The 12,892-nt window shown below is 44.9% G+C and carries 7 protein-coding genes; 1 reads left to right on the top strand and 6 read right to left on the bottom strand.

Annotation, left to right across the window (positions count from 1 at the left end; all coding sequences use genetic code 11):
- Nucleotides 1-24: 24 nt before the first annotated feature.
- Genes EES38_RS19245 through EES38_RS19220 form a run of 6 tightly spaced genes read right to left on the bottom strand, consistent with a single transcriptional unit; the run spans nt 25 to nt 11,786 of the window.
- A complete protein-coding gene (locus EES38_RS19245) occupies nt 25-7,107 on the bottom strand; it encodes a non-ribosomal peptide synthetase (RefSeq protein ID WP_124938844.1) in 7,083 nt (2,360 codons plus the stop codon).
- Between the two features lie 32 nt (nt 7,108-7,139).
- Nucleotides 7,140-7,334, bottom strand: a complete 195-nt coding sequence (locus EES38_RS19240; RefSeq protein ID WP_124938843.1) for an MbtH family protein — start codon at nt 7,332-7,334, stop codon at nt 7,140-7,142.
- Between the two features lie 42 nt (nt 7,335-7,376).
- Entirely contained in the window at nt 7,377-8,057 is a 681-nt protein-coding gene (locus tag EES38_RS19235; RefSeq protein ID WP_124938842.1) for a 4'-phosphopantetheinyl transferase family protein, read from the bottom strand.
- Between the two features lie 13 nt (nt 8,058-8,070).
- On the bottom strand, nt 8,071-8,955 hold the full coding sequence (locus EES38_RS19230) for an isochorismatase family protein (protein WP_124938841.1): 885 nt from the start codon (nt 8,953-8,955) through the stop codon (nt 8,071-8,073).
- 10 nt (nt 8,956-8,965) lie between these two features.
- Complete coding sequence (locus EES38_RS19225; RefSeq protein ID WP_124938840.1) at nt 8,966-10,591, bottom strand: (2,3-dihydroxybenzoyl)adenylate synthase; 1,626 nt, start codon at nt 10,589-10,591, stop codon at nt 8,966-8,968.
- Between the two features lie 10 nt (nt 10,592-10,601).
- The gene (locus EES38_RS19220) at nt 10,602-11,786 is read right to left on the bottom strand and encodes an isochorismate synthase (protein WP_124938839.1); all 1,185 of its coding nucleotides are present in this window, start codon (nt 11,784-11,786) and stop codon (nt 10,602-10,604) included.
- A gap of 179 nt (nt 11,787-11,965) precedes the next feature.
- Here EES38_RS19220 and EES38_RS19215 point away from each other — a divergent pair, with 179 nt between their 5' ends.
- Nucleotides 11,966-12,751, top strand: a complete 786-nt coding sequence (locus EES38_RS19215; protein ID WP_124938838.1) for a 2,3-dihydro-2,3-dihydroxybenzoate dehydrogenase — start codon at nt 11,966-11,968, stop codon at nt 12,749-12,751.
- Nucleotides 12,752-12,892: the final 141 nt, after the last annotated feature.

Here is a 12,892-nt window from a genome sequence, read left to right as displayed (position 1 = left end):
ATTTGAATTCCAGTCAGCTTCGTTTTAGTTAAGCGTTGAACAGGCAGACAACAATGCATTCAGACGAGGACCAACTTCCGTCAAAGAGGTCGGTGCCAAAATATCCTGATGGCGACAATGCATGTGATGCTCAGTGATTTCACCGACATAAGGTTGCCAGACTTGCTGAATATCGAACTCAGGCAGTGTTTTATCCGCGACAAAAAGGTGAACACTACCGGAATAAAACTGAGTTATCGCACTCATCATAACGCCAACAGCATCATCATAGTTCGCGTCAATATCGCGCAACATTTCCGCTTGTTCTTGCTCCATTTCACTATCCATTAGATAACCGTTATCAGCATCCATAAAGAGAGCTTTTTCCTGCTCAGCTTCTTCTAAATCTAATGGCGCATCCCAGTCCTGAACTTCAGTTGGATAGGTATCGAACAGAGCAACAAAAGAGACTTTTTCACCTAGTGCTTCTAGCTTTGCAGCCAGAGTATGCGCTACGTTTCCACCGAAGGAGTACCCCATCAGGTGATATGGACCCGATGGCTGAATTCGACGTAATTGCTCCAAATACTGATCGCACGCCGATTCCATATCCATACATTCAGCGATCGGTCCCCCTTCACGCGGCGACTGTAAGCCAATAATAGGAAAAGAGCCTTGGAGATATTTTTGCAATCCTGTGTACTGCCAAGAAAATCCGGATGCTGGATTGATACAGAATAAGGGGCTGCCCGTCCCTTTGCGGATCGGTAAGACCATGCCATGACCCGCTTTATTACCTGAGGAACGTTCACTACTGAGATTTTCAGCTAATCCCGCAACGGTTGGGGCAACCATGATATCGCCAACGCTGATGGACCGTTTGAGAGTTTGACGAATCTCTGCCGCTAAACGCATGCATAAAAGAGAGTGCCCCCCCAAGGCAAAGAAGTCGTCATCCGCAGATACAGATGTCCGTTCAAGAATAGAACAGAATAATTCTGCCAATTGATTTTCCAGCTCGCCCTCAGGTTTACGCCCCTGAACTGAACCAGAAACGGACGGTAGTGGTAATGCTTTACGATCAAGTTTTCCATTCGCACTCAATGGAAACTCGTCCAGAACCACTATTGCAATCGGAACCATATGTGCCGGTAAATGGGCTTTCATTGCATCTCTTAGGTGGGTACTATCTAAGTCAGGTGTTTCGCTCAAGACATAACCCACCAGTTGGCGATTATCAGCGCCAGCCATAGTGGTCGAGTCAACTAACGACTTAGCGCATACAATGGCCTGTTTGACTCCCGTCAGAGAACTCAGGCAATTCTCAATTTCACCCAGTTCAATCCGTTGCCCTCTAATCTTGAGCTGATCATCATTACGTCCAAGGTAATCAATTTTACCCGAGGACAACCAGCGAACCACATCACCTGTTCGGTACATACGTTGACCATTACCACTTGGGTCGGCAATAAACCGGTCTGCTGTCAGTGCACTGCGATTAAGATAACCAATGGCAAGCTGGTCTCCAGCAAGATATAGCTCACCTGGGACACCCACCGGAACATCGCGTAAAAAGCTATCTAGCACTCTCAACTGAGTGTTCCAAACGGGAAGGCCTATGGGAACCCCATTGCTTTCACTCTCAGTCAAAGCAGTTCCGAAGGCAGGACAATACGTCACATCAACCGCTGCTTCAGTTGGCCCATATAAGTTATGCAATGGCGCAGAAAGGTATTCAGAATAAAGCTGCGATAAATCCTTAGTTAGGGCTTCACCACTACAGAATACTCTCTTCAGACTCTGTGCTACTGCCTCACCAGCGCTCACCCGCCCCTTTATATGAGCCATAAATGCGGCAAGCATTGAGGGCACAAAATGCATGGTCGTGACCTGATAGTCTTCAATCAGAGTTAATAAGGCATCGGGATCTTTATGTGACTCAGGCGGTGCCATCATCAAGCGAGCCCCCTGAATTAATGGCCAGAAAAACTCCCAGACTGACACATCAAAACTGCACGGTGTTTTCTGTAAAACCACATCGCTTTCGCTCAGTTGATACTCATTCTGCATCCATAGCAGTCGGTTAACGATGGCTTGATGAGACACCAATACACCTTTTGGGTTACCAGTAGACCCAGAGGTATAAATGATGTACGCACCGTGTTGGGGTCTTAAGTTATTATCAATGTCAAAACGGGGCTTATCGACCGCAGAATAGAGTTCATCAAACACGATAACGTCTGCATGAGGCTCATAAAGCGTGCGATATTCTGACGTAGTTATAATGACCGAAGGTTTAGCATCCTCGACCATGTAGAGCAGGCGTTCCGTTGGATACATAACATCCAAAGGTAAGTATGCTGCCCCAACCTCTAACGTACTATTGAGAGCAATACTCAATTTGACACTTCTCGGTAAAGCAACTGCCACAATGTCCCCACAACGCACCCCATATTGATTCAACTGTTGGGCAAGCTGACTGACTTGCTGACGCATATCACGATAAGTGAGCTGGTGCTCTATATCGCACAGTGCAATCGCATTGGGCGTTTTCTTTGCCTGTGCTCTCATCAAACATCGAAGTGTCGTTTTATCAACGTTCGCCGCTGTATGATTCACGTGAAACAATAGCTTAGAATCATTTTCTGTTAGCAACTGATACTGGCAAAGCGGACGGTGAGGATGTTCAAGTACAGCGAGTAACAAGGCTTTAAGCTGCTCAGCCAAACGGTATGGATCATATTTCTGATGGCGATAAGCGACCAAGATCTCTAGCTGTTCACCAGGCACAACAAAAACCGTCAATGGAAAGTGCGTATAGCCGCGGTTATCGAGCCCAACCAAGCGTAAACCAGCATGCTGACACTCAAACCAATCGTCCGTATTCGGATAATTTTCTACCGATAGCATGGTATCGAACAACGTGTCTCCACCCGCAATCTGCTGAATTTCGCCTAAGCCAAGTACATCGTTCTCTAATAGCTGAATCTGTTCTTTCTGCACTTGGTTCAGTTGTTCGATTAACGAAAGGTGTGGCTTAAAAGCAAGCCGGACCGGAATACTGTTAGTGAATAATCCAATATGCTCGTCAATACCTTCGATATCAGTAAATCGACCAGATATCGGTGTACCAAAAATCACATCTTCTTTTCCGGTCATGAGACCGAGCATGACTCCCCATACACCTTGCATAAGCGAGTTCAACGTCAATCCTTCGCGGCGGCATAGTTCGGTAATATTTTCCGTTAACTGTCGATCCAGTTTTACAGGAACTTCCTTAATCGGTTGTAAGTTAGCTTCACCATCATAGGCCAAGGTTGGAACAGCACCTTCAAGTTGAGTGCGCCATAATTGGCGAGCCGATTCTTTATCTCTGGCTGTAAGTTGGTTCACAACCTCTGCATAACGAGTCTTCAACGTACCTGATGTCTGTCCTTCACGATAAGCAGCGAAGAAATCATTCATGAAGATAGGTGTTGACCATCCATCCACAATTAAGTGATGCATTGAGATGATGACAGAATGTTGATTTCCATGATGATGGACGACACAAGCATGAAGTAATGGCTCGTCTTTACTATTGATCTCAAATGACCGGGCGGTTTCACTTTTTGCAATTTCAGTCAGTTGCAAACTCTGCTCATCATCAGGTAAAGAGTTGAGATCAACCATATGAATTGGCCACAGAACTGGCAGTGAACCGGATAATCGCGGTAGTACCTGAACTGACTCACCAACAATATCACTATCAAAGCGAGCCCAGAGTTGGGGATGTTTGCGAATAACACAATCCAAAGCGGTCTGAAAACGCACAGCATCAAATTCACCGATAAACGTCATATGCGTTATGGAGTTGTAGTTATTACCCTCTTCCGCTAATTGGGATTGAAAAACCAAACCTTGCTGCAGTGGTAATGTTGGCAAAATGGTTTCAACCTCGCCGTAACGCTCTGAGAAACGCGAAATAGCATTAACTGAGAGAGTAGAAAAATAGTCCGTCTGAACTCGGTTTTTAGCCTCTCCCTCAGTTTCTTGAGAGATTGTTTCAGCAATCGCTTTTAAGGTGCCTTTTTCAAAAATATCTTTCGCTTTAAGCAGGTAACCCGATTTTCTTAACCGCGTCGTTATCGCCATAGCGGAGATGCTGTCTCCCCCAATCGCAAAAAAATCGTCTTCAACCACAATATTCTCTATACCTAGCTGCGTTTGTACCGCAGTGCATAGGGCTACTTCATATTGAGTTACTGGCTGAGAGCCCGTAGGTGTAGCATCTTTCTGACGTTCAATAGTAGGCAGCGATTTTCTATCAATCTTGCCATTTACGTTCAGTGGAAATGAATCGAGAATGAGCAAAGCAGATGGCACCATATAGTCTGGAACAATCTTGCCTAACTTCTGCAACAATTCAGTTTCTGTCGTGTCATTGCTGTTCGGTGCTAATGTACAGTAAGCCGCAAGACGGTAGGATGACTGATGTTTTTCTGTGACAACTACAGCATTATCTACCTCAGGTAGTGAGTGAAATGCACGCTCTACATCCCCTAACTCAATCCGATAGCCTCGGACTTTTACCTGGTCATCACTGCGTCCAACATAAGCAAGCTGTCCAGTCTCATACCAACGCACTAAATCACCAGTACGATACATCCGCTCTCCGGGGATAAATGGATTAGCTACAAAACGCTCAGCTGTCATAGCTCGCTGGTTTAGATAACCTTGTGCGCATCCCGCGCCACTGATATACAGCTCACCAATAACACCAACAGCAACATGCTTGAGTTGTTCATCAAGGACATATACCTGTGTATTCGTAATCGGTCTGCCTATCACAGGAGTATCATCATCGGTAAATGAAGCGCTCAATGCATCGACGGTATATTCCGTTGGACCATAGAAATTCTGTACATGTAAATCCGGATATTGACGTACCCGCACCCATAATGAAGATGGAATGGCTTCACTGCCTACCATGACAGAAGTAGGTGTATGTGACTGTTCCATCAGCCCGGCATCGAGCATCTGAGTAAACAATGACGGAGATAAGTCTAGGGCATCGATTCGATCTTCATTTACACGTTGATTCAGCTCAAACGCATCCCGTCTCACTTCGTCATCATAAATAACCAAGGTATTACCCCATACCATCCACAATATCTGCTCCCAGGCGGCATCAAATACAAATGCGGTGGTATGAGCGGCGCGAACAGGAGATGAAGAGCGAGCGAGTAAAGCAGAAAAACTATGGTGTTTATGATGTTCAGCCAGATTGGCCAGGGCTCCATGCGCAATCATAACGCCTTTGGGTTTACCAGTTGACCCCGAGGTAAACAGAATATAGGCGGTTGAAGATGCGTCTGGGAAAGGCTCGTCTCCCCATACAGAGTCACTGCAGGACAACTCGTGAATATCCCACTGCGGTGTCTGAATATCGATCTTGTGTTGATTCTCAACTAAGCAGGCTTTGGGCAAAGACTGCTCTTCAATCGCGCGAATACGCTCTTGAGGGTAATTGACATCGAGAGGGAGATAAACAGCGCCAACACGCATTACCGCTAGCATGGCGATAATGACGTTCTCACTTCGTTCGAGAGCCACGCAAAGTGTATCTCCGGCAGCGACCCCCTGCTTTTTCAAACCAGCTGCGAGTAACAACACCTTTTGATTGAGCTGTTTAAACGTCAGAGTCCTATTTTGGCAAACCAGTGCAGTTCGATCTGGATAGCTTTGTACTTGCTCGGTAAAGATATTAAGTATTGATGAAAACTGTGGAGATTGTGTCGGCCCGATAGCACAGGTTGTTAGCGATTTTGCTTCCTTATCGTTCAGGTTAATCTCTCGTAACGAGCGTTGGGGTTGCTCTAGCCACTGCTGAGTAAAATCAACAAAGCGTTGTGCGTAGAGATTCAATTGCTGTTCAGTATAAAGATTCGCGTTCGCTGATAGCTCTAAGCGACACTGGTTATTTCTTATGACTGGAGCGAATTCAATATCATCAATAGGCCCTGTCGCAATAACATAAGTCTGAGCAGATGAACCGCCAAAGTTCAGTGAATCGTCAAATAGTTTGAGATTGAGAATCGGGCCGTATAAAGCACTATTGACCTTACCGATATCGCGCTTAATCTGCTCAACTTCGTACTGTTGATGCCGTTTAACACTTCTCAGCTCTTTTTTTAGTGCCCGGACAATCTCAGGCAAGTTCATATCATCGCTAATAGCAAGAGATACTGGCAAAACATTAACGACCGGACCACAAGCATTTAAAGCCAGGTAGCCAAGACGACGCATAAACGGAAAACCAAGGGTGACGTGATTGCTATTTGTTTGTTGAGCGAGGAACGCAAAGACAAGCGCCATTGCGGTTTCTGACGGTAACAGGTTCTCTGCAATTGGCTTAAGCAAATGATCGGTTAAAGAGACAGAATGACGAATGACACGATTGTGCTTTTCCATACTCTCTCGATAACTCAGGCGTAGTGGCGCAGAAATTGACTTTGAGTACTCCAGCCAAAAAAGCTTATCCTGCTCATATTTATCAGAAGCTTGGTAAGCTTGGTGTTCATCAATCACTTTGGTAAAAGAGATAAAAGGAGATGGATCTAAAGGTCTCTCATTCACTAAAGCGTGATAGATAGTTTCGATACGTTGAGTAATCGCCGTAAAGCTAAAACCGTCAACCGCAATATGGTGATAGCGCTGATACCAATACCAGCGAGGCTGTTCTTGATTCCCCACCTGAATTAAACAATGCCGGAAAAGCGCTGTATCGGGTTGGGTTATATCAATCGAGCTAGCACATTCTTTTTGCATCCACTCGAGCGCAGAGTGGATAGGCTCAGCAGCCTGAGAGAAGTCATACAGCTCAACAAACTGACTCGCCACATTTGAATCTGACAGTGTTTGAAACCATTGACCTTGGCTTTCCAAGTACTGGCTATGCAGGGTATCCGTTTCAGAAACACCCAACTCAATAGCTCTGATTAAAACATCAATATCTATCTCTGCTCGAATATCAATGTAGTGAGCAACGTTAAACTCGTTCTTCACTTCGGATAGTTGGTCTGCAAACAAGATACCGAGTTGCGGCCCAACTAAAGGGTATATGTTACCGCTGACAGACTGAGACATTCTTTCCTTCCTTTTTACTTTGTCGTCGCAACTCAGGCTCGGATATCAAGCCAGTTCTTCTCTATATAATCCGAACACTCTACTTTTGGCGCTGGACCAAATGACACCGTCCACCCTGCAGGGATGGGCCGAAAATCGGGCCATAAGCTGTGTTGATTTTTGATATTAACTAAAACAAAAAACTGATAGCGTTCATCGTCAAACGGGTTGATATATTGATCTTTCATAGCAAGGTCTTTATTTAATTATCTTTATGGGATAGTACGTACTTACAAACGCGTAAGCGTTACCACTTGATTAGTAGTAAAACGGAAGAAGGTTTGACATTCCGTCAGGCCGCATAGCGCTGTCACATGTCGAGAAAACGTAAATTGCGCAGTACCCTGCACGTCGTCGATCTCGGTTAGAATCGCATCTTTAAATTCAAGGTAGTGCTGTACCAATGGATACAGTGCTTTAAATAAGCTCTCTTTAGCAGAAAACAGCAGCGTTGCCATCGATTGTTCGTTCCATTGACTTGGGCAGAAAATAACGGTTTCGCTTTGAGTTGCGATCAGTGGCAGAACTTCTGCTGTGACGGAGGGTTCAAGGATCGTTTCAACATCAATACCAAGAGAACCATAGGAATCACTTTTACCAACCACACAAACAGCCGTATTGTGATTATGCGAGATAGAGCCAACAACGCCAGCAGGCCAAAGTGGTGATCTATTCCGCCCGATAGGTATAGCAGTGTCGTTCGCAAACCCCAAGTCAGACAACGCATCTTTGGCCACATACCGACCGGCAATAAATTCAGCCTGTCGCTTCTTAACTGCTGACTCCAACCGATTTAGCCTAAGAATGCCAAGAGTTTGCTGGTCAGGGACAAAGGCTTCCACATCGAATGAGCGCGTGTACAACGTCATCCTTCCGAGCTGAGCACACTGTAGCTGACCAACAAATACCATTACATTCCCCGATTTAAGCAGCCAACTGAGGCTCGATTAACTGCCACCAGCGGTCGACAGACGGCATTGATGCAAATTCGACAAAGGAGGTATTTAAACCCGCTTTTTGCCAGTGACCCAATAGCGTCATCGCACGCACAGAATCCAAGCCTAAATCCAACAGATTGTCATCGTCGTAGATTTCGTCTTCTTCCACCTCAATCAATTGAGCTACCAGCGTTTTTAAATGCGCTTTACTAGTTGGTAAGGTCACAACATTGCTTTGCCCTTGAAGACTCTGCATGATTTCAGCCTGAGAAGTCACATACCCGCATCTTTTAGCTACATACTGAAGCGCCTCAACGTGCTCTTCACGCGAAAAGTCTCCCAAACCGTCAGCAACGAAGAATGCCTGTACGTCATACATAAAGGCATCAGCCGCAGTAAGCATGCATCCGATATGAGCGTACACACCAACAATAATGAGTTGATCACGCTGCTGTTCTTGCATTGACTCCAACAAAGGTGAACGCTTGAACGCACTGTAGCGCCACTTCGTCAATACCGTATCATCAGCGTCTGGAGCCACTTCAGGTACAATACGCGTGATTTCCTGATTTTCTTTTAATCCCGTCCCCCAAAAGTCCGTAAGTAATGCGCGATCCTGAGGAGTTTGATCACCAGGCTGAGCCGTATACACAACGGGTATCCCTTGCGCCTTACATGCCGCTTTAATTTCAGAGACCGTTTTTATTAAGTGCGTTTTTAACGCATCATCAGCATAGAAATCGAGAAAGTATTGCTGCATATCATGAATCAGTAACACCGCCCGGTTTGCATCAAGATTCCAGTTCACTTTGTTTGTTACTCCATCCAGAATATTATCCAGAGAGTATGAGTGAAGCTTTGGTATAGCCATGTTATCTTCCTTAAACGGATGCTGTTGTTTTTGAAAATAAAGTTCGTAATTTCTTCTTATCGATTTTTCCTACCGGTGTTTTAGGTAGCTCGTCGATAAATTGGATCTGATCCGGAATCTTATATTCGGCCAGGCCCTGTTGACGTAAGAAACGCTTGAATTCAATGGGACGAATAGATTGTTCAGAGGCCGTCACAATGACGGCACAACTACGCTCACCTAAGTAGTCATCGGGGATCGCAATCAGAGCTGCATCATGTACTACATCATGGCGTAATAGTTGATTCTCGATCTCTTCCGCAGCAATTTTTTCACCACCACGATTGATTTGGTCTTTATCTCTTCCGGTGACGATAATGTTGCCCTGTTCGGTTCGACGCACAATATCTCCAGTTCGATAAAACCCTTCTTCCGTAAATGAGCGAGCATTGTGTTGGGGAGCATTGTAGTAGCCACGAATAGTGTAAGGACCTTGAGTGATTAGAAATCCTTCTTCGCCCTGGTTAACATCCTCTCCGAGCTCATTGACAACACGCACCTGATCCAGTTTTGAAATAGGACGACCCTGCGTCTGAGTGATCACCTCTATGGGATCATCCAAACGAGTATAATTGACGAGTCCTTCAGCCATACCAAACACTTGCTGAAGCTGACAATTAAACACATTTGGCAACTTTTTCGCTGCAGTTTCACTAAATTTAGCGCCACCAACCTGTATCACTTTCAAACTGGAAAGATCGTGTTCATGAGAATGAGCGAAGTCCATCCATAGCAATGCTAATGGTGGGACCAGGGGTACAAAGTTCGCCTTGTGCTGTTCAATTAAACGAAAGGCTGTTTGCGGTTGGGTATCCTGAGCAATGATTACGCATCCACCGGCCCAAAAGACTCCCAGAGCACCAGGCGAGCTAAATGGATAATTGTGAGCGACAGGCAAGACGCACAGAAAACGAGTTTCCTCATCTATTTGACAGATTTCATTACTACCCATAACACTGTAAGCGTAGTCGTCATGAGTTCTTGGGATGAGCTTAGGTGTACCCGTCGTGCCACCAGATAACTGGAAAAAGGCAATTTCAGATGGATTAGCATGCTGACTGGAGTCAACATCGTCCAAACAATCGGATAACGCAGTAAAACGAGAATCACTGTATTGTGGATCGCCTTTCACAATAACATGTTCAACGCTGGAATTATTTTCCAGTATCTCACTCGCTAACGCTTGATAGTTAAAGGCTGAGCTAGTTCCATCGATAATATAAGCTTTAGCCTGTGCATGCTGACAGAAATAGGCAATCTCGGAATAGCGATGCGCTGGCAGTGCCATAATGGGTCGAATGCCTTTTTGCACCAGAGCAAAGAAACACAAATAAAATTCTGCCACGTTGGTCATCTGCAGAACTACGTTATCTCCGGCTCTTAGACCCAATCTGGAGAATCCGGCAGCAAAGCGATGAATCGTTTCCACCATCTCGTTATAGGTATAACGCTGTTCTCCACAGATAATGGCCGTATTGTCGGGCTTGGATAGTGCCATCTCAAACAGGTAATCACATAAGGTTTTTCCCTGCCAATAACCTTGTTCACGATATTGTTGAGCCAGCGCATCTGGCCAGTGAGTGAGTTCATTTTGCATAGATGGCACCTCACGCAACCAAAATATCGTTTAGTTCAATCCCAGCAGCAGAAAGAATTGTGCTCATCTTAGCGCCCGTTTCGTCCAGTTCGCTTTGTGGCTGAGACTGACTCACAATTCCCGCCCCAGCAAAGACCTTCATCGAGCGTTTCTGGACTTCAGCACAACGTATCGTAACTACCCACTCACCATTTCCACGGGAATCGCACCAACCCACCATTCCAGTAAAGTAGCCACGATCGTACTTCTCAATATCCCGAATCGCTTTGTAGGCTGTCTGACGTGGATACCCACAAACGGCTGGTGTCGGATGGAGCTCTGACGCTAACTGCAACACACTGATCTCAGGATTATTCATCTGACCTTCCAATACCGTACTTAAATGCAGCATCGTTTTGGTTTTGATCACTGATGGAACCATTGGTGTATATAGACTGTGACAGTATTTATTGAGTACTCGCTCTACTTCTTCGACAACAAAACCATGTTCATAAAGGTCTTTTCCTGAATTTAGAAGTTGTTCAGATCGAACCGAATTAACAGCAACATCATCAGAAGAAGGGAGAGATCCAGCTAAAGGGTTAGAGATGACATTACTACCTTTTCTGGCGACTAATAATTCAGGACTCGCGCCCATCATCTTATTGCCATTTTCTAAGCTCGCCGCAAATGTGTAACCCGTCGAGTTAATTGCCAGCATATTCTTGAGCAGGCGAAGTTGATCGATATCTTCATCTGTACCGACTTCAATCGCGCGGGATAGTACGACTTTCGATAATTCAGTGCTTGAGAACAACCCGATGGCGTCAAGTACACCCTGCTTATAACGCTCACCAGTAGGAGAAGAAACGAGTTTTCCCGGAGCACTAGTGGAAGAATCAACTTTCTGTTCAGCTCTGGTACTACTGGAAACATAAAGTTGATTTGGAATTAAAAATCGTGATGGATTCTCTTCGCTAAATGGCACGATGCCGAATAAGATAGGATTATCCTGTTCATTTTTCTTTGCTTTCTGCAACATAGATGTTGCTTTCTCGGCAAGTTGGCTGAAAGGGATAACCCCAGTGAATTCATCCTCAATCCCCGCCCCCAGCATCGTGGCTGATGGCGATGAGAAAAAGAATGGTGCCGATTCAAGCTTTTGATTTAAAACCACATTAGAAAGTTGGATGTAGCCAATCACTTCTCGTTTCATCACAGATTCCTCTTAACTTTTAACCTGTTCCTGGACGTTATATCCAATCGGTCGCTAAGATTACATCCTAACAAATACAAATGCGAACAATTATTATTGTTATTTGTGTTAATGTTATATCAGAAGGAATAAGGATCACAAATTATTCTCCTGTTTATACAAAAACAATGGTGCATTTCATGACGATAGATCTATCTAATCAACAAATCCTTTTAACTGGCGCATCTCAAGGGATCGGTCTGGCAACCCTAAAGCAACTACTAGGTTGTGGAGCTTCAGTAATAGCAACTGATCGAGACATATCTCTCCTTAAAGACGCAACCCATGAGTTACAGCTTACCTCCCCAGAAAAGCTACGACTCAAAGAGTTAGACCTGATGCGTTGCGACCATATTGTTTCCGAAGTTCCTGATTGGATTGAAGAGGTAGGCAAGATTGACCAATTGGTACACTGCGCTGGCATTCTGCATTTAAATCCTATTTTAACCGCCCCAACATCCACCATAACCGATACCTTCTCCGTCAATGTATTTGGTGCGACGACTTTGCTGCAACAACTAGGTCAGCATATGAAAGCCCAAAGGAAAGGAAATATTGTGGTCATTGGCTCTAATGCTGCCAACACGCCACGAGCGAACATGGGTGCCTACGCGGCATCAAAAGCGGCGCTGCATATGCTCGTAAAGTGCTTTGGTATGGAATTATCTGAGTTTGGTATCCGCTGCAATATTGTCAGTCCTGGCTCCACGCGTACCTCAATGCAAATGCAGTTATGGAACGAACATTATGGAGAGCAACAGGTTATCGAAGGCAATGCAGAACAATATCGGCTTGGTATTCCTCTTAAAAAAATTGCAGAACCTGAAGATATTGTACAAACCATTCTGTTTCTTATGTCAGATGCTGCAAATCATATCACTTTGCATGATCTGCGAGTTGATGGTGGCGCCACTTTAGATAACTAACTGAAAGAATTAATAATCGCGTCGGTAAATATAGCCGACGCCTCTAATAACCATACAGATTCCACCTCTTTTCTCATGAATTTTTCTTTACCTCTACTCGCCCATCTGTATAATTCCGATCAAATACAAATGATATTAATA

It is taken from the genome of Vibrio viridaestus (genome assembly GCF_003856525.1).
GTDB lineage: Bacteria > Pseudomonadota > Gammaproteobacteria > Enterobacterales > Vibrionaceae > Vibrio > Vibrio viridaestus.
The sequence above is the reverse complement of the archived record's forward strand: the minus strand, read 5'-3'. Positions and strand labels throughout refer to the sequence as shown.